The 26,765-nt window shown below is 38.1% G+C and carries 20 protein-coding genes, 1 tRNA gene and 1 pseudogene; 12 read left to right on the top strand and 10 right to left on the bottom strand.

The genetic code is table 11. The features are described 5' to 3' along the window. Nucleotides 1-19: 19 nt before the first annotated feature. Nucleotides 20-1,003, top strand: coding sequence for a lipoate--protein ligase (lplA, locus tag DTA23_RS08055; protein WP_112374375.1), 984 nt, complete (start codon nucleotides 20-22; stop codon nucleotides 1,001-1,003). Nucleotides 1,004-1,045: 42 nt separating this feature from the next. After that, the gene (locus tag DTA23_RS08050; RefSeq protein ID WP_112374374.1) at nucleotides 1,046-1,813 is read left to right on the top strand and encodes a methyltransferase domain-containing protein; all 768 of its coding nucleotides are present in this window, start codon (nucleotides 1,046-1,048) and stop codon (nucleotides 1,811-1,813) included. A gap of 1 nt (nucleotide 1,814) precedes the next feature. On the opposite strand, the gene ybaK is transcribed toward DTA23_RS08050, so the two are convergent. Together ybaK and DTA23_RS08040 are read right to left on the bottom strand one after the other, a co-directional pair. Then, on the bottom strand, nucleotides 1,815-2,291 hold the full coding sequence (gene ybaK / locus DTA23_RS08045) for a Cys-tRNA(Pro) deacylase (protein WP_112374373.1): 477 nt from the start codon (nucleotides 2,289-2,291) through the stop codon (nucleotides 1,815-1,817). Nucleotides 2,292-2,303: 12 nt separating this feature from the next. Continuing rightward, the gene (locus tag DTA23_RS08040; protein ID WP_112374372.1) at nucleotides 2,304-3,956 is read right to left on the bottom strand and encodes a DNA polymerase/3'-5' exonuclease PolX; all 1,653 of its coding nucleotides are present in this window, start codon (nucleotides 3,954-3,956) and stop codon (nucleotides 2,304-2,306) included. A gap of 261 nt (nucleotides 3,957-4,217) precedes the next feature. On the opposite strand from DTA23_RS08040, the gene DTA23_RS08035 reads away from it, so the two are divergent. Beyond that, a complete protein-coding gene (locus DTA23_RS08035; protein ID WP_112374371.1) occupies nucleotides 4,218-5,342 on the top strand; it encodes a lipid II:glycine glycyltransferase FemX in 1,125 nt (374 codons plus the stop codon). 3 nt (nucleotides 5,343-5,345) lie between these two features. Here the strand turns inward: DTA23_RS08035 and DTA23_RS08030 are convergent, their stop codons facing one another. Then, on the bottom strand, nucleotides 5,346-6,548 hold the full coding sequence (locus tag DTA23_RS08030; RefSeq protein ID WP_239468903.1) for a BamA/TamA family outer membrane protein: 1,203 nt from the start codon (nucleotides 6,546-6,548) through the stop codon (nucleotides 5,346-5,348). A gap of 342 nt (nucleotides 6,549-6,890) precedes the next feature. Here DTA23_RS08030 and DTA23_RS08025 point away from each other — a divergent pair, with 342 nt between their 5' ends. After that, nucleotides 6,891-7,319 carry a nuclear transport factor 2 family protein gene (locus DTA23_RS08025; RefSeq protein WP_083663549.1) on the top strand — a complete coding sequence of 143 codons (429 nt, stop codon included), beginning with the start codon at nucleotides 6,891-6,893 and terminating at the stop codon, nucleotides 7,317-7,319. A gap of 64 nt (nucleotides 7,320-7,383) precedes the next feature. Here the strand turns inward: DTA23_RS08025 and DTA23_RS08020 are convergent. The 3 genes from DTA23_RS08020 to DTA23_RS08010 form a co-directional block, all read right to left on the bottom strand. Further along, nucleotides 7,384-7,457, bottom strand: a tRNA-Ala gene (locus DTA23_RS08020). Nucleotides 7,458-7,677: 220 nt separating this feature from the next. Further along, nucleotides 7,678-8,406, bottom strand: coding sequence for a BlaB/IND/MUS family subclass B1 metallo-beta-lactamase (gene bla, locus DTA23_RS08015; protein ID WP_070569933.1), 729 nt, complete (start codon nucleotides 8,404-8,406; stop codon nucleotides 7,678-7,680). Nucleotides 8,407-8,503: 97 nt separating this feature from the next. After that, nucleotides 8,504-8,842, bottom strand: a complete 339-nt coding sequence (locus tag DTA23_RS08010) for a cupin domain-containing protein (RefSeq protein ID WP_112374370.1) — start codon at nucleotides 8,840-8,842, stop codon at nucleotides 8,504-8,506. Nucleotides 8,843-9,056: 214 nt separating this feature from the next. On the opposite strand from DTA23_RS08010, the gene DTA23_RS08005 reads away from it, so the two are divergent. Beyond that, nucleotides 9,057-10,970: an AAA domain-containing protein gene (locus DTA23_RS08005; RefSeq protein WP_112374369.1), complete on the top strand. Its 1,914-nt coding sequence runs from the start codon at nucleotides 9,057-9,059 to the stop codon at nucleotides 10,968-10,970. Nucleotides 10,971-11,052: 82 nt separating this feature from the next. Here the strand turns inward: DTA23_RS08005 and DTA23_RS08000 are convergent, their stop codons facing one another. Then, entirely contained in the window at nucleotides 11,053-12,573 is a 1,521-nt protein-coding gene (locus DTA23_RS08000) for an acyl-CoA dehydrogenase family protein (RefSeq protein ID WP_112374368.1), read from the bottom strand. 176 nt (nucleotides 12,574-12,749) lie between these two features. Continuing rightward, on the bottom strand, nucleotides 12,750-13,616 hold the full coding sequence (locus DTA23_RS07995; RefSeq protein WP_172462352.1) for a helix-turn-helix domain-containing protein: 867 nt from the start codon (nucleotides 13,614-13,616) through the stop codon (nucleotides 12,750-12,752). Nucleotides 13,617-13,840: 224 nt separating this feature from the next. On the opposite strand from DTA23_RS07995, the gene DTA23_RS07990 reads away from it, so the two are divergent. Together DTA23_RS07990 and DTA23_RS07985 are read left to right on the top strand one after the other, a co-directional pair. Next, entirely contained in the window at nucleotides 13,841-15,055 is a 1,215-nt protein-coding gene (locus DTA23_RS07990; RefSeq protein ID WP_112374367.1) for an exo-beta-N-acetylmuramidase NamZ family protein, read from the top strand. 24 nt (nucleotides 15,056-15,079) lie between these two features. Beyond that, nucleotides 15,080-16,333, top strand: a complete 1,254-nt coding sequence (locus DTA23_RS07985; RefSeq protein ID WP_112374366.1) for an outer membrane protein assembly factor BamB family protein — start codon at nucleotides 15,080-15,082, stop codon at nucleotides 16,331-16,333. A gap of 33 nt (nucleotides 16,334-16,366) precedes the next feature. Here the strand turns inward: DTA23_RS07985 and DTA23_RS07980 are convergent, their stop codons facing one another. Further along, nucleotides 16,367-16,717 carry a DUF2200 domain-containing protein gene (locus tag DTA23_RS07980; RefSeq protein ID WP_070569339.1) on the bottom strand — a complete coding sequence of 117 codons (351 nt, stop codon included), beginning with the start codon at nucleotides 16,715-16,717 and terminating at the stop codon, nucleotides 16,367-16,369. 190 nt (nucleotides 16,718-16,907) lie between these two features. Here DTA23_RS07980 and DTA23_RS07975 point away from each other — a divergent pair, with 190 nt between their 5' ends. After that, nucleotides 16,908-17,657: a HesA/MoeB/ThiF family protein gene (locus DTA23_RS07975; protein ID WP_112374365.1), complete on the top strand. Its 750-nt coding sequence runs from the start codon at nucleotides 16,908-16,910 to the stop codon at nucleotides 17,655-17,657. A gap of 118 nt (nucleotides 17,658-17,775) precedes the next feature. Then, nucleotides 17,776-18,468, top strand: a complete 693-nt coding sequence (locus DTA23_RS07970) for a hypothetical protein (protein ID WP_112374364.1) — start codon at nucleotides 17,776-17,778, stop codon at nucleotides 18,466-18,468. 2 nt (nucleotides 18,469-18,470) lie between these two features. Here DTA23_RS07970 and DTA23_RS07965 read toward each other — a convergent pair whose 3' ends face one another. Next, nucleotides 18,471-19,232: a response regulator transcription factor gene (locus tag DTA23_RS07965; RefSeq protein WP_070569349.1), complete on the bottom strand. Its 762-nt coding sequence runs from the start codon at nucleotides 19,230-19,232 to the stop codon at nucleotides 18,471-18,473. Nucleotides 19,233-20,031: 799 nt separating this feature from the next. Here DTA23_RS07965 and DTA23_RS07960 point away from each other — a divergent pair. The 3 genes and pseudogenes from DTA23_RS07960 to DTA23_RS28715 all read left to right on the top strand — a co-directional run. Then, complete coding sequence (locus DTA23_RS07960) at nucleotides 20,032-23,169, top strand: GH92 family glycosyl hydrolase (RefSeq protein WP_112374363.1); 3,138 nt, start codon at nucleotides 20,032-20,034, stop codon at nucleotides 23,167-23,169. A 356-nt stretch (nucleotides 23,170-23,525) separates the two neighbouring features. Next, nucleotides 23,526-25,811: a GH92 family glycosyl hydrolase gene (locus DTA23_RS07955; protein ID WP_204990758.1), complete on the top strand. Its 2,286-nt coding sequence runs from the start codon at nucleotides 23,526-23,528 to the stop codon at nucleotides 25,809-25,811. A gap of 34 nt (nucleotides 25,812-25,845) precedes the next feature. Further along, nucleotides 25,846-26,727, top strand: a pseudogene (locus DTA23_RS28715) (hypothetical protein); the annotation flags it as partial. Nucleotides 26,728-26,765: the final 38 nt, after the last annotated feature.

Here is a 26,765-nt window from a genome sequence, read left to right as displayed (position 1 = left end):
TTTTTGAAAAAAGAAAAATATGCTGATTATCGATTCTCCATCCCACAACGCCTATTTTAACATCGCTTCAGAGGAATATTTATTGGGTAAATTTCCTAAAGAGGATATTTTTTTACTCTATGTAAATGACCCTTCAATTATCGTGGGTAAATTTCAGAATACCCTGGCCGAAATCAATCTTGATTATGTCAACGAGCATCAGATTAAGGTCGTGCGACGAATGTCTGGGGGTGGTGCCGTTTATCATGATGCTGGGAACTTAAATTTTTCTTTTCATACCTTATTGGGAGATCATGATTTTATGGATTTTTCAACCTTTACAAAGCCGATTGTAACTATTTTGAACAAATTAGATATCCCTGCAAAATTAGAAGGAAGAAATGACCTCCTGGTAGATGGGAAGAAGTTTAGTGGAAATGCCAAGCTTGCAAAAAATGGGAAGATGATCCAACATGGTACGATATTGATTGATTCGCAGATGCAGGTATTAAGCGATGCTTTAAAGGTCAATCCATTGAAGTTTGTAGATAAGGCGGTAAAATCGAATCGCGCACGTGTCACAAACTTAATTGAATATCTACCTGCTGGTTTTACGACTGGATATTTTAAGGAATTGTTGATTGAAGAAATAAAATTTGAGAATCCGACAGCCAAAATGATTGAGTTTACCGCTTTGGATATTAAAAATATAGAAAAATTGGTTGAAGAGAAGTATGAAACATGGGATTGGAACTTCGGTTTTTCACCAAATTATAACTTTAAAAAAGCAATTAAGATCCCTGCAGGATTCATCGAGTTGCATTTGGATGTACATAAAGGCTATATTGAAAGGGCTAAAATTTTCGGTGATTTTTTTGCATCCCGATCAATTCATGAACTTGAAAATTTATTGATTGGTGAAAAGCATGAAGTAGGAGAGATTGATACCTTACTGAAATCAATTGATTTGACGACATATTTTGGAAAAGTTGAACCCGCAGAAATTCTTACCTTGTTTAAATAGAAAATGTAGTATTGCCCTATACGGGTGTTAATTAATAAATATATGCCTTGGAATCCAGATATATACAATCAATTTAAAGATGTCCGTTTTAAACCATTTTATGATTTATCTGAACTAATTATTACCGATAAAATGGAACATGCCGTCGATTTAGGTTGCGGTACAGGTGAACAGACAGCTATCTTAAGCGAAAAATTCTCTCAAGCGACCTTTCTTGGGATAGATTCTTCTGCGGAAATGCTTTCCAAAAGCCATCAGTTGGAAACGGAACGTCTGAAATTTAGGCAAAGTTCCGTCGAGACCTTCCTTGCAGAGCCAAAAACCTGGGATCTTATATTCAGTAATGCTGCTTTACAATGGCTGGAAGATCATCAGGTTCTTTTTCCTCAAATTATTTCTAAGCTTAATGTTGGTGGGCAATTGGCGATACAAATGCCTTATCAGCCCGAAAACATACTCAATAAAATTTTATTTGAATTGGCGACGGAAGAACCCTATCGATCCTATTTAAGGGGCTGGAATAGACCTTCTTCGGTATTGGATATTGATACTTATGCGCAATTGTTATTTGATAATGGCCTGGATCAATTAAACCTTTCTCTTCGTGTATATCCGCTCGTTGCTGCTAATGCAGATATGCTTTACAATTTTATCGCTGGGTCTGCTTTGATCCCTTACATGGAACAGTTGGAGGAAGATAAGAAGTCTATATTTGTAACTGAATTTAAAACACGCATCAAAAAGCAATTTACTAAATTTCCAGCGATATATCCTTTCAAGCGCATTTTATTATATGGGCGTAAAAGGTAATTTAGATGTCGATAAGATCCGACCAATGGGCATCTGTGATCGTCGCCAGGTCTGTTGGGGCTAAAATAATCTGAAGCCCCTTTTTTCCCGCGCTTACCGAAATCGCTGTCTCCAATTGTGCGGCCTCTTCAATAAAGGTTGGGAACTGTTTTTTCATGCCAATAGGTGAACAGCCACCGCGAATATAGCCGGTCACCATTAAAAGGTCTTTCATTGGGAGCATTTCGCAGTTTTTATTCCCAGAGGCCTTCGCTATTTTTTTTAGGTCGAGTTGTGCATTTCCGGGAACTACGGCGACAATATATGGATCTTTGTTACCTTTTAATACCAAGGTTTTATAAAGGGTCTCGGGCGACAAACCTAGGGTTTCGGCGACATGCGCAGCACTGACGTCCTGTTCGTCAACCTCATATGCTCTGAGTTCATAAGTTATTTTTGCTGTGTCCAACAGGCGAACAGCATTTGTTTTACTCGACATTCCCTTGCCTTCTTATTTCTTATTAAAATAGTTCGTTATAGCATCTAGCGCGTATGCATTCAAACAGTTACTTGCTTGCAGACCACCCTTTTGCGCCACCAATACACCATATTGCATATCGTGTAATCCCTCGGTACGATGGGCATCGGGATTGATGGAAAGTAAAACTCCTTTTTCCACTGCATAACGGTGCCATCTCCAATCCAGATCTAATCGTAAAGGATTTGCATTTATCTCAATGACAACGCCATTTGCCGCACAAGCATCGATGACTCGTTTAAAATCTAACGGATATCCGGCTCTACTTAATAATAGTCTTCCTGTTGGATGGCCTAAGATTGTTGTATACGGATTTTCGATCGCTTTGATTAGTCTTGTTGTCGCTTTGTCTTCGTCCATTTTCAGATTGGAGTGGACAGAGGCAACAACGAAGTCAAACTTAGCCAATACCTCATCGGGATAGTCTAATGAACCGTCACCTAAAATATCGGATTCAATTCCCCTGAAAATCTTGAATGGGGCCAGTTTTTCATTTAGTGTAGCAATTTCATTCCATTGTTGTTCCAATCGCTCAATGGAGAGACCGTTGGCATAGACTGCAGTTCGCGAGTGATCGCATATACCCAAATATTCAAGCCCCAGTACATCTTTACAATGTACGGCCATTTGCTCGAGGCTATGTACGCCGTCACTATAGGTGGAGTGATTGTGGAGTGTTCCCCTGAGATCTTTGTATTGAATCAGTTTTGGCAATGTATGATTTTGGGCCTGCGCTATTTCATTCAGTCCCTCCCGCAATTCGGGCTCAATATAATCTAAACCTAAGTTGCGGTAAATTGCTTCCTCACTGGAAAGTGAAGGGAGATCTGGTAGAATATTAAACAGGAGGTCGAGGTGTGCAGTGGATCCTGTACTAAGAATTAGGTCGCGATAAAAATCATTGATATTACTACTGAATACTTTGAAAGTAAACCCCAATTCATCGGTCAGTTCTATGGAATTTTCTGTTTTTTCTACTAAAGTAAATCCATCAAGGACTTTCTCTACGTTATCTATACTCTCTGATATTAAAAGATCTACGGTACTCAAAACCTCGCATTTTCTTCTGAAATCTCCAGTATAGGACAGTAGGGAAGAAGGAAAATGCAATTTCAATTCGTTGAAAAATTTTTCTGCCAGCGGAAGCGCTTTCGCATATAAAAACCATCCTTTGTTGGAAATAGAAAACTCAATGGATTTTTTGATGTCTTCCTGCGTTTTAAGACCAAATCCTTTTGCCTCTACGAGACGATTTTCATTACAGGCGTAAAGTAATTCGCCTACACTTTCAATCTCGAGTTCTTTCCAGATAATTTGAATCTTTTTAGGGCCAAGGCCCTTAATAGTTAACATTTCAGTAATACCGGACGGTGTGTTTTCAATAAGCTCCTCAAGCTCTTTAAATGTTCCTGTGGCTGCGACCTCTTTGGCTTTTTCAGCCGTGCTTTTTCCTATTCCAGGTTGTGCACTCAATTCTTCGAGACTGGCCTCTTCAATACGGAAAGGTAGCTTGTCTAACTTAAAAGAAGCACTTGCAATGGATTTTGTTCGAAAAGGATTTTCGTTGTGAAGCTCCATCAATTGGCTACATAATTTGAAAATTTTTGAGATCGCTTTATTGTCCATCGTGTTTGAATTGTTGAGCTACAAATATCTTAAATTTTAGGCCAAAATAACAATTCAGATACGGATATTATAGCGTTAAATAATGTAAAAACGCTACTTTAAAGGGCTGTTTTTCTCTATTTCTTGAAATTAACAACAAAGTGACAAATGCATGTCCGCTTAACCAAACATTTTGGCTATGTTTGCCGTTTTTTGGTGTTAAAATTGGAGTTATTTTGTGACTATCCTTTAAAAAACATCCCTATTCAATAGTAAATTAACATGATAGCAGACATTAGTGACAAAGAAATCAGTGGACTTTATAAAACAGGTATTATTCAACAAACGGCTTATTGGTCTGCCGTAAAAAAAATGCAGGGGGTACAATCCAAGGCATTTAATTTTAAATCAAAACAATCTGACCTCTATGTAGGAGTCGAAGACGATACCTATTTTATCGGTGATCTATTAATTATTATGCAAGCCATAGATCAGGAACATAGCATAGCCTATGTACCTTATGGACCTGAGATTGAGCCTTCAGATGAAAACCAGGGCTATTTTTTAGAACAGTTATCGGAGAGTTTACGTTCCCATCTGCCGCCAAATTGTATAATGATACGCTATGATCTATCTTGGGAATCACATTGGGCTAAAGAGGATGATTGTTATGATCTTCATGGTAATTGGCTAGGTGTGCCGGAGAAACGTATTCAAGAAATGCGTTTTAATTTTAATACAGAAAACTGGAACTTTCATAAAGCCAATACAGACATACTCCCTTCAAATACGATTTTTATGGATCTTAGAAAGGGGGAGGATATGTTGCTTGGAAATATGAAATCTAAGACGAGATATAATATCAATTTAGCAGAGCGAAAAGGAGTACGTGTGCGTTCGCTGGGACTTGAAAGTTTGGAGATTTGGTATGAGCTTTATAGGCAGACAGCTCTACGAAACAACTTTTTCTTACATGATATCAGTTATTTTAAGATCGTTCTTTCTGCAAGGGCAAGTGATACATTATCTCCCGCAGATGTCTATCTTTTAGTGGCTGAAGTGGATAACCAGCCTTTGGCCGCTATGTTTTTGGTGATTGCGGCAAATCGGGGGACTTATCTATATGGAGCTTCTGCTTCCGAAAATCGTAATTATATGGCGACCTATGCTTTGCAATGGCGCGCGATGCAGCTTGCGAAAGAAAAAGGTTGTACAGAATATGATTTTTTTGGGGTATCACCACAGGCAGATCCTTCACATCCTTTATATGGTCTTTATCGTTTCAAAACAGGATTTGGTGGTGAAATCTACCACCGTATGGGCTGTTGGGATTATCCCTTGGATAATAGGAAATATCAGTATTATGCTTCAATGGAGTTTAAAAATCAGCGCTATCATTTGAGTTAGTAATTAAAATACCTCACCCAAGGTGAGTCTAACACCGCGGTGATTCTTACTGATACCATAGTCGATGCCGATGTTGGTGCCGGAGTTTTTGTTAAACTTAATTCGCGCACCTGCACCAGTGCCGACGTTCCAGTCCTCGAACATGGAATTCTTTGGTCCATTTAATGTCGTAAAATTCATAAATGCTACGAATCCAAATAAGCCGTTTTGAGTGATATCGCGACGATATTCCGTTTCTAAGTAATAAAGTGATTTGCTACGAAAACGGCTGACTGGAAAGCCTCTTCCCGAACTATTGTATGGATCCCATCCCAAATTAGGAAGATCGAGATAGGGTGCTTTACTATTAAATACGGTCCAGAAGAAACTCCTTATGGCAATCATATTTTGTCGGTTTCGGTCTTGGGTGAGCCTATGGTATCGTCTAACTTCAAGAAATAGCGATTTCCAATTCTGATCACTACCTAAAAATGTCGGATTTATACGGAACTGTAAATTGGCATAGTTACCCGACCAAGTATTGATCGAATTGGCCCGTGTATCGTAAATTAAATTGAAGCTTACTCCTGAAGACATGGTATTGTCTTTTAAATCTGTTCCATAAGGGTAGGACGTGTAGTCTTCGAGCTTGGTGTTGCTCGTAGACTTAATATTCATTCTATAATCTAAATCATAACCGATTCCCATAAAAAGTCCCCCATGAATTCTTTTTAATGCGTGTTGGTATAAACGAAAGTAGGTGTAGTCTAAATTAATCTGCTGATCGCCATGATGCTCTTTGCCAATTCCCCAAGTTTCGTGCGGGTATTTTAATAGTCGGATATCGCCATCGATCACCCATGTATTCTCTTTTAACCAGATGTAAGAACGTATTGGCAGGCCAAATCGTTTACCAAAATTTGTGTAAGGGGTAAATGTCATCTTGGACATATAGGTATCGGAACGATCTCCTAAATAAAATCCTGCTGTGGTACTTGTAATTAAGGCGTGTCCTCCTCCCGGAACATTTGTCGAAAACGGTAAAAAGGAAAAATAGATTTTCTTTCCTGTACTATCGACTGTTTGGGGGGGCTTGATATTTAATATTTCTTTTCCAATATCAATCAGGTCCCGTTGTCTACTTGTATCGGCGAGATGTTTGGTGGTTTCTATTTCATTGACAGGACGTTGTGCATATACAGTGTCGCCAAGTACAAGTAAAACCATCAAAATAGAACATTTAATATAAAAAAAATATACGCTATCGTAGTGTGTCATGAAAGAATGCAATCTAGCAGGAAATAGACAGAATAACAATATTCAAACCAATAATTTATTTATTCTGTCACGTTTTGGCTATACAGCGAATTGATTGGAAATTTCATTCGCCTAGAAAAAAATAGCATTTACCGATTTTAATGTAATGTTAATCTAAATGTAATGAAATCAATATATGAGTTGTCTTAACTTTGAATCAGAAAATAAATAAAAAAAGTACGCAACAAATTTATATAGTAAGCGACAATAAAATAAGAAAATATACTAATACATTATAAAATTGAAAAAGATATGAAAACTTTAGTAAAAACATTTGTAGCAGCGGCAATGATTGCAATCTCTACTTGCTCGATGGCTTCAGTTAAGCCAGAAGAACGCAATTTAATTACTGCTGATTTAGCCATCGATGAATACGTTGGTGCAATGACCGAAGGTCAAGTAGCTAATTTAGACAAGCTTTTTACAGCTGATTTTGATCAAAAGATTTGTGGTAAACAAGATTTGAAACATAGCCGTCATGAGATGATTGAATTTTTGAAAAAACAAAAAGGAATTAAGATGAACTGCAGAACAACAACGCAGATCGTTGAAGAATTACCTGATTATGCCATTGCGAAAGTTACGATGCAATTTGATGGTTTTGCTAAAACAGATCTGATCACTCTGGTTAAAGAAAACGGAACCTGGAAAATTTCTAAATCTGTAAACTCTTATAAATAAGAATTTGCTGTCAAAATTGGCCGATTAAAAATAAGAAAAGGGTACTTAAGTACCCTTTTTTTTGTGGAGCATATCAGATTCGAACTGATCACCTCTTCACTGCCAGCGAAGCGCTCTAGCCAAATGAGCTAATGCCCCTGCTTTATTTGGTGTCGCTAAGATAGTACTTTTTTGGATAAACAAAGCCTCTTTTTTATTTTTCTACTGTTTTTTGTAGGTCTGTTATCTAGTTGCTTCTTTTTTGACGACCTAAATGCATTATAATCAATGGTTTTATCTATTTGGTTCCTTACAGATATTTTTATCCTATTGAAAAACAAGAGAGTTTACCGGCATCCTTGGGGATAAAAGAAATGTATTAGTGTCCTTCAGTAAGCAGAGCTTCGGTTCGCTTTATCTGACCTTTATCTTTCCAGGCATCATGTCCAGGAATAACCATATTAATTTCGGGATATTTTGCCAATAACCTCGCTAGGGATGGCTTCCAGGATTTTATATCCCCATCTGCCGTAAATCCTAGATCTTGGGCTTCGGAGCTTTTTATAAAACAACCACCGTCTAGGATCTTATATTCGGGAAACCAGACAACAACATTGTCCATGGAGTGTCCGGCACCAAAAAAGTTCAGAACAAAAGATTGTCCGCCGACGCTGTAGGTTTTATTGGTGGAAACAAGATGAGTGGCCTGGGCTTTGTGATTTGCCTTTAGTAGGTCGTTCGTCATTTTCGTTGCGTAGGTTGGAATTCCAATACGGTTGTAATACGCAAAACCACCCGCACGGTCTTCGTGCCAGTGTGTTGCGTACACCGCAATGACGGGTAAATTATGTTTCTGTTTGATACTGTCCAATAGGGGTTGATATTGTGTGGAATCCCATGGTGTATCAAATAGAATAACGCCTTTTTTTGTTATTAAATAGACCGCATTAGCAGCATATTTGGTGCCTTCAAAATTATTAAAGGTGGTATAGAGGTATAGTTGCGAATTTATCTTCTCTATTAAAAGAGGTTTTTCTTGCGCTTGTAGAGATGGGGAAAGACCGAGTAAACCAATGCTCAGGCATACACCAGCAAATGTTGCGCGCATATGGGGAGAAAGAAGTGAGATCATATTTTTGAATGTTATTGCATTAACGTTAGAACAAAATGATTATTATTTTTTCAAGACCTTATCAATACATTTTTTAGGTAGACTGAACAAAGTCTTCGCGATAAGGAGTGAATGAATCGATCAGTTCACCCTCCTCGAGACATTCACATCCATGAACCAATTGCGAATAGATGATACAAGAGTCTCCTGCAGTTAGGATGCGATCAACACCGTCAATATGGTATCTGAATGTTCCAGCACTAACATAAGAAATCTGCGTATGGGGGTGTTGATGAAGTGTACCGATGGCCCCTTTTTTAAAACGAACTTTCATGAGCATGAGTTCATCATTAAAAACAAGTATTTTTCGCATCACACCTTCGCCCAAGTCTGTCCATTGCTGTTCGCTATCGTGTAAGAATATTTCGCTCATCTAATTGTTGATTTATGGATGTTTCGATTGGAAAACGGTCTGTTTTTCAATTATAACAAAAAAAAAATGAATTTACGGCTAGATCCATTGCTTCCTTAGAAGGATATCGATTTGCTTTACAAAATTTGGCAAAGGATGAGATGAAATTAAAAACCAAATGGTCCAAATACGTGAAAAAACAGTTATTTTGTGCCTGAGCAATATATATGACACGATGAATTATTTCGACGAGCTTATTACTTTATTACAAGAAGAGCAGCAATTTGATAAATTACAACATGAAAATTTGTTGTTGAAAAGTAGTTTGAATGAACGAAGAATGCAAGGTGTCACCTGGTTTCCGATTCAGATAACGGATACGGAGCTTGGAAGAGGAGACTATTTGTCCGTTAATTTAAATCGAACAAATCATTATGAGGTCGAACATAAGTTTCGCTTTGGTATGCCAGTTTGTCTGTTTTCAAATCACGATCCCGACCGAGATCGAATAGAGGGCATCATATCTTCGATCAATAGGGATGGGATGCGAATTTCATTTCGTGTCGATGAATTTCCAGAATGGAGCAGAAGAGGGAAGCTTGGTGTTGATTTGTTATTTGATGAGTATTCCTATCGGGAGATGTTCAATGCATTGGAGAAAGGAAAGGAATTGAGCCGTGATGCAAAGCAGGGTAGTTTAGTGAGAAGATTAATCGGTGAAGAGGTCATTCCGATTGCTTCTATTGGAGAATTCTTTGAGCATCCCAGCTTAAATATGGGGCAAAATAAAGCGATCCAACAGCTATTGGAAGCAAGTACCGTGGCTCTTTTGCATGGGCCGCCGGGGACAGGGAAAACAACAACATTGGTTCAGGTCGTGCAGGCACTCCTAAAACAATACAACAAGCAAGTATTGGTTGTTGCCCCGAGCAATACGGCCGTTGATCTGCTAACCGAACGTTTAGACGCTGCTGGCATTACAGTAACAAGAATAGGTAATCCTGTTAAGGTTTCGGAACATCTTCAAGAATTGACACTCGATGCAAAGATTGATCGACATCCCGCAAATAAGGATATTAAAACACTTCAAAAACAAGTGCGGGCGTATACAGAGATGGCTCAAAAATATAAACGTAATTTTGGAAAGGCTGAGCGGGAGCAAAGAAAAGCATTGTTTGATGAGGCCCATCGAATCAGAAAAGATGTCGATAAAATTCAAGATTTTATCAGTGCAGATGTTTTGGATAAATCGCAGGTAATCACTGCAACTTTGGTTGGATCAAATCATGAGGTTATCCGCAATCGTAGCTATGAAACAGTCATTATTGATGAGGCTGCACAAGCATTAGAGCCTGCTTGCTGGATACCGATATTAAAGGCACATCGGCTTATTTTGGCCGGTGATCATAATCAATTACCTCCAACAGTAAAATCGAGTAAGGGATCTAACCATGGCCTGAGTCATACATTATTTGAAAAATTGGTAGACCGTAATCCACAATTAGTTTCTTTGCTAGATGTGCAGTATCGCATGAATGAACAAATTATGCATTACCCATCTGTAGCCTTATATAATGGTTCGTTAAGAGCAGATAGTACAGTGGCACAGTGGAGCTTAGCAATGGATACTGAGTCGGTGTTATTTATTGATACAGCAGGAGCGGGATTTGAAGAAACGGAAAGTGACGGCGCAATCTTCAATATGGGCGAAGCTCATTTTATTAAAGCTCATCTAAACGACCATATTGGGGCTTGGAAAGCTTCCTCGACCCTAAATGAAAGCCTGAGCATCGGGGTGATTGCACCTTATCGGAAACAGGCTACTTTCCTGAAGGAAGTATTGGAAGGGGAAGACGAGCTGCGACCTTTTAATGACTTGATTAAAATACAGACAATAGACAGTTTTCAGGGACAAGAGAAGGATGTTATTTATATCAGTTTGACCAGAAGTAACGCTGAACAGCAGATTGGTTTTTTGTCTGATGTTCGCCGGATGAATGTGGCAATGACTAGAGCTAAGAAGAAATTGGTTGTTATTGGAGATAGTGCTACAATAGGTTCACATCCGTTTTACCGAGAATTTATTGCCTATACCGAGTCGATAGGGCACTATCATAGTGTGTGGGAATGGGATATTTCAGCAATATAACGCAGGAGGCCACTTCATAGGAAGTGGCCTCTTGCGTTTATTGAAACTTACTGACTAGTTTGATTCCTGTAATCTCTCCTGATTAAGAAGTGAACTTCATCCAATCCGTGTTCTCGTCATAGTTCATAAGTGGTTCGGCATTATTGTTATTTGATAATTGGCCTACCAACATATAAATATCCATACTTACGTGTTGACGTGTTATTTCAGTCATCTTATCATTGAACCCGGCATTGTTAATTTGTAAAACATACTGAAAACAAATGACGCGGGCGATTATCTTTCCAAGTGTAACCAGTTCACGTTGTTTCGGCTGTAGCGGAAAGTCAAAATTCAAGATTGATGAGAAAAATGGTGCTGCAAATTCAGTTGAGCTATATTTTTTTAAGAAAGATAATAAGTTGCTTTCTTTGGTTTTGCGCATAAGTTTACCGATCGCTTCAGCAACTTGAGAATATAGCATTTCATTTGATCCCTCAAAGATTTGAAAAGGTCTACTGTCTATGAGGCCACGACCGGCAACATGGTCTAACCTGTAGCCATTTGCACCGGATAATTGCACACATATTTGCGCGGCTTCATGCATTAAGTCTGTCACAAATGCTTTCACACTATTGGCATCTACACCATAGGCTGAAAGGTCATTATGGATAGAGCTGATCGAGACACTGTATGAACACATTGCAGAACACAAGGTAAATGCAGCCTGTATGCGCGACAACTGAAATTTAACAGCGTCTAATTCATTTAAACTAATACCTGCTACACGGCGTTCGGAACAATGTGTCATGGCCTCATCCAACATTCGTTTTATAAAACCCATGCCCATCCCTGGGAACTGTAATCTGCTGCGGTGGAGGGTATCTAACATCAATTTAATTCCTGTACTTTCCGGATTTAGTTTATGATCCGCGGGAACATTGATATCAATGTTGTTGACACCATAAGGAATTGCATAGAGACCAAGGCTATTGTATTTCTTTGTGACAACAATCTTTTGTTCTTCGACGGCGTTCTCTGTGACAAAGAAATCTATATCCCGCACCAGTTCTCCATTTTCATTTTTCTTGCGCGCTGTTACGAGCCAAAAGTCTGCAGCTCCAGTAAGACCTTGCCAGTGTTTTTCACCTTTTATATAGTACTTATCGTCCCTTTGTTCGTAAGATGTTCGCATATTGAGTGCGTCACTGCCGTAAGCCTGTTCGGTAATCATTAGTCCTCCCATTGCCTGATTTTCCAAAAATTGATGGAATACCCTCTCTTGAAGTAAGGTGTTGCCGTATTTGGCAAAAGGTTCCAAAAATAGTGCAATATTGATCCCGAAGATTAGCGATAACGATAGTGATTCATAAGAAGCTGCCGCCAGTACACCCAAACATTCTTTTACATGAAGACCACGACCACCGTGATGTTCGGGGATAGCAACCGACAATGGTTGCATTTTCATGATCTCTTTTAAAAACTCAGGGGGAAGCCCACGCGTTAAACTGAGCGAGTTGTAATCGTACTCCTTATTAAATAAGCTTGACAGCCTAGTTTTAAAATCTGCAATAAACAAATCGAAATCCTGGGTTATATTGTTGTCTTCTGAAACCTTAAGCATCTTTAAATATGTAATTAAATGATGGAACAATGTAAATTGAAACATCGAGAATAAAGAGTGCTACCGAACTGAAATTCTCTTTTGCTTCAATGACTTACACAAAAATAACTGCAATCAATTTGATTTTCTTGTGTACTTCAGTATAAAAGATAGGACAAATCGTGCATGTTGAAAATTTATGTTGCTCTGTTTCGATAAGAAGTAGGAGAGACGCCAACTATTTTTTTGAAAAGTCGTGAGAAGTAAGACGGGTCAGAAAAATCCAATTCATAACAGATATCTGCAATGCTTTTAGTGGATTCAAACAGCAGAAATTGACTGTGCATAATCAGTACTTCTAGAATAAGTTCTTTGGAAGATTTTTTAAATACTGAAAATACACAGCGATTAAGGTAGTTTGTAGATACTGCAAGTTTGTCGGCGTAGAATGAAATATTTTTTTGCTTTTTGAAGTTTTTGTGCACAAGCTGTTTGAACATCATTGCAATTTCCTGCCGACGATTGAGGGCTTGATTGGAGGACGAAAGTTTGATGATTTTTAAAATTGCCGATTTTAACAAATTTTCAAACAGTTCTCGATAAGGGAATTCCGAAAGTAGTTCATTATAAAGTAATCTAAAAAGCTCCTGAAGATCACTACTATCTTGTGCAGTTAAGTTAAGTAAGGGCGAGATGTTAAAGATATTCAAAATCTCCTGTTCCCTGAATATGGACGTCATCGCATTGTCGTTGATCAAGACGCAATGCCCTTTCGAAGATTTATCGACAGACTTTATTGTTGAAATATTACCATAATTGCTGATAAGAATTGCTGGAGCCTGAACGACATATTCTTTGGCACCGATCTGATGTTTAAAATAACCTTCAGTTATATGGACGAGGAGGTTATAGCCCAAGAAAATTGGCGGAGTAGGGAATTTAATGTAAGGGGCGATTTCACTGAGCTGAAATATCTTGATCGGCGATTGTTGGTAGCGAAGGTGCTCCAAACTACCTGTCATAAAACGATCTACAAATTCGCCCGCATTTACCTGCTTTTCCATTATCAATTATTAGTATAAAATTTAGTATGCCACAGCTTTTGAATGTCATCTATTGTTTCATGTGCAAATCACGCTCCCAATAATATTCCAAAGGTAGCTGGATAAAACTTGTTTATCAATTTTAACAAATGATTTGCTAAAATAAAGCTTTATCCTTAGTTTAGTTTTTGCAATCGGATAAATAGCTTGATGCTCAGGGCCTATATTTTAATAGTATAAACCAAATGAATATGAAACCAGTGCTTATTTCTATCTTGATTCTATTCCTATTCAGAAATGCAACTGCGCAGATCTCGTTGAATTATTGTAATGATCGTATACAAACTGGAGCAGAACGAACCGAGCGTTACCTTCCTTATTTAATGAATAAACGCATTGCGATATTGGGCAATCCATCTACGGTTATTAAAGGGCGGCACCTTGTTGATAGTCTGCTTGCGCGCGGGGTTCAGATTGTGAGAATCTTTGGGCCTGAGCATGGATTTCGAGGGAATGCAAGTAATGGAACTGAAGTGGGGGATGAAGTCGATCCGACAACTAAAATTCCTATTGTCTCTTTATACGGGAATAAGAAAAAGCCAACAGCGAAGGATCTAAAAGATATCGATCTGTTTATTTATAATGTGCAGGATATGGGGGTGAGGTTTTATACCAACATTAATACCCTTCGGGATATTATGGAGGCTTGCGCCGAAAATGATAAGGAGCTCTTGATCTTAGACAGGCCCAATCCCAATGCTTATCTAATTGACGGTCCTATTTTGGAGGAAGAGTATAAGTCGGGTATTGGGCAATTCCCTGTTCCTATTGCGCATGGGATGACTACTGCTGAATTTGCCCAGATGATCAACGGAGAAGGTTGGATGAATACTAAAAAGAAGTGTAAATTGAAGATTATTCCTGTAGCAGATTATGATCATAGTATGCTTTATAAGCTACCAGTCAATCCTTCGCCCAATTTAAATACGGAACAAAGCATACTCTTATATCCAAGTACCTGTCTTTTTGAAGGTGTAAAAGTAAATCATGGTAGAGGCACCGATTATCCCTTTGTTGTGATCGGTAGCCCAATCTATAAGGGTACATATGATTTCTCATTTGTCCCCGTCAGTAAAAAAGGGATGAGTGAATCGCCTCTGTTTATGAATGAAGAATGTTATGGAATAGACCTGCGTAAATATGATCTGCAGCAGCTTGTCGATAGCAAAAAAATAAACCTATCCTGGATGATAGCGCTTTATCGGAATTCTCCGGAAAAAGATAAGTTTTTTGATCAATCATTTTCGAAACAGATTGGCAGTATCGAAAAGCTCGTCGGCGTAGGTTTATTTCGCAAGCAAATTGAAGCCGGTGTTTCGGAAGAAGAAATCCGAAAAAGCTGGGAGCCGGGCCTAAGTAATTATAGAAAGACTAGGGAAAAATACCTTATCTATCAATAATATAACCTGAATAAAAGTACATCGATGTTTGGACTAAAATATGATTGGCGCCCAATTATTATCCTATTTATTGCAGTGGGATGTTTTTGTCAATTACGGGCGCAGCATCTGGCTAGAGGCCTAGATCGCCAAAATTATACAGCACAATCCAATATTAGGTTAAATCCCGCGTTGAAATGGAAATTCAAAACAGAGGGAAGGCTGTTTTCTTCGCCCGTCGTTTGGAAGGATATCGTTTTTGTCGGGTCTTGCGACAGTAATCTTTACGCATTGAATAAAACGAGCGGTAATATACTTTGGAAGTATAAAACTACCGGTGAAATTCGGTCGACTGTTGCTCTTGATGGCGGAAAAGTGTATTTTTTAAGCACTGATGGCTACTTGTATGCCCTGGATGCCCAAACAGGTCGAAAATTATGGCAGTTTTCAACCGATGGTGAAAAGAGTTATGATATATGGGACTATTTCCTCTCATCTCCTGCGGTTGCAAATGGTGTAGTTTATTTTGGATCTGGGGATCATCATGTCTATGCCGTAGATGCTAAATCGGGAAAACTTGTTTGGAAATTCCTGACTGGGGGCATTGTGCATGCAGCCCCAACGCTGACACAAGAACGTGTTTTCATTGGTAGTTTTGATGGTTATTTTTATTGTTTGAAAAAAGATGGTACCCTACATTGGAAGTTTAAAACGGTTGGTGAACGTTATTTTCCAAAAGGCGAGATTCAGTTCCATGCAGCAGTCGCCGACAGTACAGTCTATTTTGGTGCTCGTGACTTTAATGTATATGCGCTTAATACCGCGAATGGAAGTGGCTTTTGGGTATATCATCAACCAGGGAGCTGGACGAGTGTTCCTAGTATTTTTGACGATAAGCTTGTCGTAACCATGTCGGATTCCTATAGTATACTTGTTTTAAATAGAATGGACGGCGTGAAAATAGTTGAACCTAAAGTGCCTTTAAATACATTTAGCAGTGCCACTATCGTAGGTAATGAGGCCTTTTTTGGAACGCTGGATGGTGTAATTTATAAATTGGATATAAAAAACGGAGGGGTTGTGCCTATTTTTCAAACGGAGTCAAGTAAAAAGAATAGGCAATTGTTTATAAATGATGAAAATGTGCTGCGCGCCGATCTGCAACAAAAATATGAGGATGATATTACAAGACTGTTTGCAGACTACCTGCAGATGGGAAGTATCTTTTCAACAATATGGATCGATGAAAATCGGCTTTATTTTAATGCCGCTGATGGTGCCATCTATGCATTGGAATAGTAAGTACGCGCTATTTACGAATCGTAGCAGAGTTTACTTTCTCAAAATTTTTTCCATGGGTTTCCCTTTGGCCAGTTCATCAATTAATTTATCGAGATAGCGAACTTTCTGAACCAGCGGATCTTCAATATCTTCAATGCGATAGCCGCAGATTACACCCGTGATCTTCGAAACATTCGGGTTTAAACTTGGTGCTTGTTTAAAGAAATGTTCAAAGTCAGTTTTATTTTCAACTACTTGCTGTAGCGATATGGGACTATAGCCGGTAAGCCAGAAAATGATTTCGTCAACCTCTTCTTTTGTACGTCCTTTTCTTTCGGCTTTTTGTATATAAAGCGGGTATACACCAGCAAATGACATGCGATATATTCTTGTATTATCCATTTTTACACGTTGATTTTATTAAAGGTATTCATTTTGAATCAAAATAAAAACAAAAGATAGGTGGCTAAATTAAGCAAAATCGCCGCTAATTTGTACTACGCAACTATGAAATTTACTTAGCAATTTCTTTAATAATAATATAAATTATAATTCTATCTTTATGTGATACAAAATTATTGAGAGATTATATATGGATTTGAGGTATATTCGAAATAACATACATATTAAAGAAGAGGATCAACAACATATCAAAGACTTTCCGGTGTTAATAGGAGGTTGTGGAATAGGAAGTTACATTGCCGAGTGCTTATTGCGTATGGGTTTCGAAAATTTGACAATTGCCGATGGAGATGTTGTCGAATTGACAAATTTAAACAGACAAAATTATACAAACAAGGATATTGGTATTAAGAAAGTATTTGCTTTGCAGGAACGTTTGCATTCAATTAACCCGCAAGCCAAAATAACAGTGTTTTCTGAATTTATTAACCAAGATAATTTATATAATATCGATATAAATCATAAGGTTGCCATTAATGCGTTGGATTTTTCTTCTGATATTCCTTTTGTCTTTGACCAGTATATGGCAAAACGAAATATACCGGTAGTACATCCTTATAATTTGGGTTGGGCCGGATTTTTAACGGTGCTTCCGCCTGAAGGTCTCAATCTGCAGTCTTTGGAAAAGGCCCATCAGACATTCGAATTAAATGTCGGTGAATTCATTGTGGATAGCTTAAAAACAAAGGGTGTAAAAACGAAATGGTTTGAGGAATTTTTGGCAGAATATGGTAAAATCGCGCTGACGTCTTCTCCTCCGCAATTATCATTAGGTTTGTATTTATTATCGGGAATGGTTAGTCATATTGTATTTAATTTAGCGACATCTAAACCTGTAAAATTCTTTCCAGATTCCTATTATTTATCAATGATTGGTTGAACTTAATATAGTTGAAAAAAACATTCGTTTCATTACACTTTTGTGTAGTAAATTTGTCTCTGTGGGAATTTAAACGAAAAGTCTTTATTTTTATAATTGCATATCGAATAACATTTGCATGAACTGGACGCCTGAAAACTATTATTTTACCAAGCTTAATAAAAACGAACTTCCTGAACTTATTCATTTTTATTTAGTAACGACTCAGCAGCATTACAAACTGGATAGTTATTCCGAAGAGGGATATGCGTTTGACTTTGAGTCATTGATAGGAGAGGATCAGATTTTTTTTGATCGTTCCATTTATTATGTACTTCGAAGTAAGCTTGATAACTGTATTCAGGCATCCATTAGAATTACATTTTGGGATAAGGAAACGAGTTTGCCGATTCAAAAATTATTTGATATCGAGACAGAAAGTTTGTTAATTCCAGATGTAAAGAATTTTTGGCACATTGGACGTTTCGTAATTTCTGGAAAGATAATAGGTAATCGCATTAATATTCTGAAAAAGATGCTTTTTGACGCATTCTATGGTCCGTACAGCCTTGGTAGTGGATTGGTTATAGCTGAATGTGATCGAAAAGTGGTCAATACGCTTCGAAAATTGGAGATAGAATCTTTTCAACTTGGTGATCCAATCATCTACCTCTATTCTGAGACATTACCGATCTATATTAAATCGGAATGGCTGGAGACTTTCATTGAAAAAAATAAATATTCCCAGTTTAGTATAGGAAATCATGCCGATATTCAAAAATTTGTTGAGATGTCAAAACTAATGCTATTATGTTCAAAAAATAATGAATAAGATTAAAAAAGAGATAGTTCAATGGCTAATGCTGTAGCCTCTGTAATACTTTTGACTTTCAGTTTTGAAAATATCTGTTTTTTATGAAATTTTACCGTATCAATCGATACATAAAGTCGATCTGCTATTTGATCCATAGTAAGACCCTGTGCGGAAAAAAGAAGAATGTCCTTTTCACGGGGTTTCAATTTAATGCGCGGAGTTTCTACCCAAATATCTTTATCCAAGTCATATTCAAACTGTTTTCCGTCCTCATCAGATTTAAATCTAATGTTTCCTGAGTTAGCATGTGAGGACATAGAAACTAAGCATAGGGCGATCCAGGGGTTAGAAAACTTATCCAGGAGCAGAGGTTTTAGTTTATGGTTTACTAACAGTGGCTTATTTCCCGGTTGTTTTAAATGAAAATCATAAGATATGGAGTATTTTAAGCGATCTTCGGCATCTAAATTTCCAAAAAAGTCAAAACCAACGTCATTGATCTTTTTTAATAAATGTAAATCACTCTCAGGTACATTATTAACATAGTGATAATACCCTTCTCGCATGACTTCCCCAGGCGTGCTTCCACACAAAAAGATTGGATTATCAGACACAAATAGAAAGCTTTTCTTTGAATAGTCAATTAAATATATACTCTGATAGGTTAATCTGCTTAAGGACTTGGCAAAATTTATAAAGGCTTCGACAATCTCATAATCATCTTTGCTAAAGTCGTCTTTAACTTGTACCGGCTTGAAAAAATCTTCAATCTTAATTTTCATAGTGTAAAATACAAAGATGATCCGCAATCGCTTTTGAATACCACGTAAAATCGATGTTGTCCTGGCGTGCAAGTTACAAAAATAAGGACGTAATCTCAATTTATACGCTAATAATAGACTTTTTTTACCTTCCTATCCTTACCTCGTAATCATTGTCAACGTTTATAGTTGAACTTGTTCAAACATTGCATCTCTATCCAGCAATGAAATAAGTTTCTACACAAATGGGTAGAATATCGTTTATAATGATAATACAAAAGATAATACTCTTATCTTTAAGGTTTCAAAGCAAATAATTGTATAAATATAACTTATTAGATCCAAATAGCCAATAGTAATTATTGCTTTACTTGAGTTTTGACAAAGTTTTAATCCTAAAATAATGGACTCTAGGCAAATATTGCAATGAGAAAACTTCTATTAAGTTTTTTTATCATAAATAATCTGTAGAAACACTTTTCTAAATAAAGGCAATTTTTCCCCGAAAACTAGAAAATGCGGTGGATATTGCGCAAACTACAAATTGATATAACTTTCCTCTCTAAGAATCAAAACCTTTCATTTTCGCTAACTTGTGTCAATAAATTCATTTTGTTTCTTTCTTTTTATATGTATATACATTTTGCTGTTTTTCATTTGATATATGTTTTTTTTGTAGTAATATTGTGCATAAAGTTTTGCTTTTAAACGTTTTTGTAAGTTATTAATGTATGTACAATGTAATGTGTTTTGTGAATTGTTTTGTGCAGTTTATGAGGAAAGCAACTGATGTAATTAAAAATTATAAAATCTGATACTTATGAAATTACGTTTCTCACTTTCTTTTGTCGCCGGTCTGTTGTTCATGTGTGCTCAGTCTGTTGTTGGCCAGGAGCACACAATATGGCAATTGGGAAATTCAGACGGTTCAAGCAGCGAATTTGCCTTGTCCCCGAATGGATATAAGAAATTTTTGGAACATGATTTCGGTTATGAAGACAATGCGTTTATTATCGGCCAATCTTCTTTAACAAGGGATTTACCCTATGTATTGCCCGGTCCGGCCAATGAATGGGGCGGGACTGGAGGAACCTCTGGTCTGAGAACACATTTTTTGAATTTATACTATGTGTTAAACAATAGTATAAAAAATGGTCAGTGTACACTTCAGGTTAAATTGGCCAATAGTGACCCTAAAAATAAACCTACACTACAGATCGTAATCAATGGCAAGCCCTATAATTTTGAGGTGGAGGGGGGGGCAGGAAATGGTGAGCCGTTAGAGAATCCTTTAAAATCTGGAAATTCTACGATAAATATACCATTACCAGCTGATCTCATTAAGAAAGGCGGAAATCAGATTACCATGACTGTCATAAAGGGAGGATGGGTTGAATTTGATTCCTTTAAACTGCTGGGGCCACAGCAAGTAAAGCTAATAGCCAATCGTTCTGTAATTGTTAAAAATGTACAGCAAGCTGAATTTGAGATCTTAAATGCAGGGAAACCCGTCCAAAATATGCTGGTTGATCTCTTGAAATTGAAAGATGATGAACAGTTGAAAGTAGTCTTAGATGGAAAGAAAATTTATGAGAAAACACTTGAAAAAGGTGCAGCGAAATTGGAAATACCAATGCCTTATGTCGCTAAGGATATATGGAGTAAGTATGAAATTTATAGTAATGGGCAATTAATACAGTCTTCAACAATCAAGCGGGGCCCAAAAAGACTGGGCGGAGTTTCAGATTATGTGAACACGATGATGGGGGCAGCACATTCCAGATGGATGATAGCCCCGGGACCATGGATGCCTTTTGGCATGGTAAAGATAAGTCCAGATAACCAAAATATTGGCTGGCAGGCAGGTTATGAACCTTCTATCGAATCTATTGGTACTTTTAGCCATATCCATGAATGGACAATGGCTGGATTGGGTACATTTCCGACAGCAGGTCAATTGAAGACTCGGGTCGGAGATCAGTACAGTAAAAATTCAGGATATCGATCAGCGATAGATAAAACCAGCGAAAAGGCTCCATTGGGATATTATGCTGTTCATCTGCTTGATCACGATATCGATGTGAAATTGACGGCTGGTACACGTTCCAGTTTTCAACAATATACCTACCATAAGTCGGACACAGGACGTATCATGATTGATCTTAAGGTTAACGGAGAATATGATTATAAAATTAAAGACTTCTCGCTAAAAAAGGTTTCTGACTATAAGGTCGTAGGATATAGTAATCAATTATCTGAAAACGTTTGGTCCACGGATGCAAAACAGGATTATGTCGTATACTTTGTGATGGAGTTTGACAAACCTATCATAAACTATGGCACATGGCATAACGATCGGTTGACTGAACGGGCTGATTTGGTTGCTGATAGCGCTCAATTTTCGGGAATGTACGTGGAATTTGATGTGCATAAAGATAAGGCTGTACAACTGCGCACAGGGATTTCTTATGTGAGCTTAGCCAATGCGGAGGAGAATCTAAAAACGGAACTGTCGGAGCCATTCGGATGGTCGATTGATCGGGTCGTGGAAAACCAACATAAAGTTTGGGATGAACTTTTAAGTAGATTGGCGATAAAGTCTTCAGACTATTTTGAAAAAGAGAAATTCTATACAAATATGTATCGCACTTTGGCAAGCCGAAACACATTTAGTGATGTGAATGGTCAATGGAGATCTTCGGATGAAGTGATACGAACTTTAGCCCATAAAGGGGATCTCGCTTTAGGCTGTGATGCTTTCTGGAATACCTTTTGGAATTTAAATCAGTTTTGGAACTTGGTTACGCCGGAATGGTCCAATAAATGGGTCAGATCGCAACTTGCGATGTATGACGCAAATGGCTGGTTGGCGAAAGGACCGGCTGGAATGGAGTATATTCCCGTCATGGTTGCAGAACATGAAATACCGTTAATTGTTGGGGCATACCAGATGGGGATTAGAGACTACGATACTGAAAAGGCATTTGAAGCTGTTAAAAAAATGCAGACAACAAGTCCATTGAAATTTGAAGGTGGTTTTGCAGGTAATCGTGATTTGGATGTCTATTTAAAATATAAGTACGTTCCTTATGATTTGGGCCGGTTTTCCAATTCAATGGAATATAGTTTTGACGACTGGACAGTTGGGCAGTTCGCAAAATCGTTAGGAAAGGAGCAGGAGTACAACTATTTCAATGATCGCGGAAAATGGTGGAGAAACGCGATAGATGTCAGTAGTGGCTATGCCCGGATGAAGGATTCAAAAGGAGAATGGTATAAAGATTTTGATCCTTTTAAATCGGGAGCTAACCATCATTATGTAGAAGGAAATGCATGGCAACTGACCTTTTTTGTGCCACAGGATATTCCTGGGTTAGCTAAAATGATCGGACAGGATGTGTTTTTAAAACGATTGGAATGGGGATTTCCGGAAAGTGAGAAATGGCGCTACAATGGTCCTAATGATCAATATTGGGATTATCCTGTTGTTCAGGGAAATCAGCAATCGATGCATTTTGCCTATATTTTTAATTGGTTGAATAAGCCTTGGTTGACGCAAAAATGGAGTCGCTCCATAGGTGAACGCTATTATGGCCAAGGGGTTTCAAATGCTTATTTGGGAGATGAAGACCAAGGGCAAATGAGTGCTTGGTATATTATGAATGCTATTGGTTTATTTCAGATAGATGGCGGGACAAGAGTCAAGCCAATTTATGAAATTGGAAGCCCTCTCTTTGAGGAAGTGAGGATTAAATTGGGCGGTAAATACGGTAGAGGTGAACAATTTATTATCAAAGCGAAAAATGCAAATAAGAAAAATATGTATATACAACGTGCTACATTAAATGGAAAACCGCTTAATACATTTTATTTTGATGCTTCGGAACTTCTGAAAGGAGGTGAGCTTGTTTTAGAAATGGGCGCTACACCGAATAAGCAATGGGGACTGTATCAATAAAAATATATTTATTGCTGGACCAAACCTGATGCGCATTGATGATAACAATGATTTGTTAAAATTTGGTTAAACCATTCGGCCTAACATAAGAAACTCGTTTTTGATGACGTTATATCAGTAGTTTCATAATTTAGGTTAATAATTGGTTAGTTAGTAAAAGCCTGAAGTTCCCCACTTCAGGCTTTTGTTGTTATTGACAATCATAAATCTCTTTGCTTAACATGTATAGTTTTGCTAAATCCTATTAACAAACGTAAAATCATCGATATAACGACAAGTACGATTTGTAAATCTTTGCGATTATCTGTAGTATTGTAGGTACACGCTAAAATGCGCGGCCTATGGTGTTTGCTTGAATGAAAGCAATTAACAATGTCGTCTATCAAGATTATATGATCAAATCTATTCGTTTTTTACTTTTAGGATTATTTCTTTGGGAGAACGTTTCTGCCCAAAAGCTTCCTACAGACTATGTCAACCCGTTTATTGGAACCAGTAATTATGGAACAACTAATCCGGGTGCTCAGGTTCCCAACGGCTTGATGAATGTTTCTCCGTTTAATGTAATGGGATCATCACTTAATGCATTTGATAAGGATGCAAGATGGTGGTCTACTCCCTATGAACATAGCATTAGTTATTTTACAGGTTTTTCTCATGTTAATTTAAGTGGGGTAGGATGTCCAGATATGGGAAGTCTGTTGTTGATGCCAACTTCGGGGAAATTGGAGGTTGATTATCATCAATATGGGAGTACCTATACACAAGAGGTTGCCCATCCGGGATATTATAGCAATATATTAAAGAAATACGGTATCAAGACAGAAGTTTCAGCGACAACCCGTGTAGGTGTGTCGAAATTTACTTTTCCAAAAGGACAGGCAAATATCCTACTTAATCTAGGCGAAGGGTTAACAAATGAAACGGGAGCAACAGTTCGTTATGTAAGTGACACCGAAATAGAAGGATCTAAATTGTTGGGCTCTTTCTGTTACACGAACAATCAGGCTGTTTATCCCATCTTCTTTGTTATGCGTGTCAATAAAAAACCGTCAAAAAGAGGATATTGGAAATTCCAGCGTGCCGGAGAAAAATGGGAAAACGATTGGAATAAAGATGCCGGAAAATATAAAATTTTTACGGACTATACCGATCAGCTTTCAGGCGATGATCTTGGTGCGTATTTTAGTTTTGACGTCAAAGAAAATGAAAGCTTAGAAGTACAGCTGGCCGTATCATTTGTGAGTGTTGAAAATGCGCGTAAAAATCTAGACGCTGAGCAAGCAGACTTTAGCTTTGAAAAAACGCAAAAGCACGCAGCTTCACTTTGGAATAATGCATTGTCAAAGATACAGGTCGAAGGTGGTACAGAGGACCAAAAAACAGTGTTCTATACGGCATTATATCATGCTATGATTCATCCAAATATCTTGCAGGATGTAAATGGAGAATATCCGGCAATGGAAACCCGGAAGACGCTCGTTGCAGATCACAATCGTTACACCGTGTTTTCGCTATGGGATACGTACCGAAATGTTCAGCCTCTAATGTCACTGGTTTATCCTGATAAGCAGGTGGGTATGATACGTTCCATGATCGATATTTATAAGGAAAGCGGTTGGATGCCCAAATGGGAGTTGTATAGTCGAGAAAGCTATACCATGGATGGCGATCCGGCAGTTCCAGTGATCGTTGATGCATGGATGAAAGGCATTCGGGATTTTGACGTTAATACAGCTTACAAAGCGTTTCTGAAATCGGCTACGACTACGGATTCGACAAATAAAATTAGACCAGACAATGCGGACTATGTGAAGTATGGGTATGTTCCACTGCGCGATTCATTCGATAATTCGGTATCTCATGCCATTGAATATTATGTTGCCGATTGGAACCTAGCCCAACTGGCCGCCTCATTGGGGAAAACTAAAGATGCTCAGCTTTTTGCTAAGCGAGCACAGGGGTATAAACACTATTATTCTTCGGAGTATGGGACTTTCAGGCCTATTCTTCCTAACGGCGAGTTTTTAAGTCCATTTAGCCCATTGATGGGCGCCAATTTTGAACCAAATCATGGTTTCCATGAAGGTAACGCTTGGAACTATAGCTTTGCCATACCATTTGATATCCCTGGTTTGGTGAAATTGATGGGCGGAAAGCAAAAATTTGTGGATAGACTGCAGGCAACTTTTGATAAAGGGTATTTTGATGTTACTAACGAACCAGATATGCTGTATCCACATGTGTTTTCAGAAATCAAAGGAGAAGAATGGCGTACCCAGAAGCTAGTCAAAGAAATTTTAGAAAAGCATTTTACGAACAGCCCTGGGGGTATACCGGGAAATGACGATACGGGAACAATGTCCACATGGGCTTTAATGAACATGATCGGCATCTATCCTTTTTGTCCAGGTAGACCAGATTATACTGTTGTAACACCTGTTTTCGACAAAGTGACCATTCAACTCGATAAAAAATATTATCCAAATGGCGACAAAGTGACAATAAGACGTCAAAAAGAGGGTGCCGGAGATTATATAAAAAAGATCTTTATCGATGGAAAACCATTCAATGGATTTAAAATCAACCATCAGACTTTGGTCAATAGCAAGGATATTCTAATCGTTACTGGAAATAGATAATTAGGCAAACTAAATTGAAAAACTGATCTACACGATGAAATATATTAATTACGCGGTCTGTGCAGGCCTTTTGTCCTTAATGGGTTGCGCTTCACTAAAAAACTCCGATGAGACTTCTTATGCTGGGTATGTAAATCCTTTTATCGGAACGGATTTTACGGGGAATACATATCCTGGAGCACAGTCACCTTTTGGAATGGTACAGCTTAGCCCAGATAATGGACTGCCTGGCTGGGACCGTATTTCCGGATACTTTTATCCTGACAGTACGATTGCTGGTTTTAGCCATACACATTTAAGTGGAACCGGAGCCGGCGACTTGTACGACATATCTTATATGCCGGTTACCTTACCTTATCATGAAGCCCCGGCTCCCTTAGGTATACATTCCAAATTTTCGCATAAAGACGAAAAGGCTCACGCCGGATACTATCAGGTAAAACTTACTGATTACGATATAAATGTAGAGCTGACAGCAACGGCACGCTGCGGTATTCAACGTTATACGTTTCCAAAAGCCGAGTCTGCAGTATTTTTAGACTTAAAGAAAGCAATGAATTGGGATGCTACAACAGATTCACACATCGAAGTGGTTGATTCTGTTACTATCCGTGGTTACCGTTTTTCGGAGGGCTGGGCAAGAGGCCAACGCGTTTATTTTGAAACTCGGTTTTCTAAGCCTTTTATGGCCGTTCATATCGATAGTTCAGCAATATTATCCAGTGCTGATACAACGGCAAAAAGTGCAAAACGTATTGGTACAGCATTCAAAGCACGTTTTGATTTCAAGACAGCAGCTGGAGAACAAGTGACTTTAAGTACGGCCCTTTCGGGAGTAAGTATGGAAGGCGCTTCAAAGAACTTAAAAGCAGAAGTTCCAAATGATGATTTTGATTATTATTTAAAAGAGGCCGAACAAAATTGGAACCATGAATTGGGGCGGGTAGCAATCGA

Origin of the sequence: Sphingobacterium multivorum (assembly GCF_900457465.1) — a bacterium.
In the GTDB taxonomy this organism is placed as follows: Bacteria; Bacteroidota; Bacteroidia; order Sphingobacteriales; family Sphingobacteriaceae; genus Sphingobacterium; species Sphingobacterium multivorum.
This window is presented reverse-complemented; position numbering and strand designations above follow the sequence as displayed.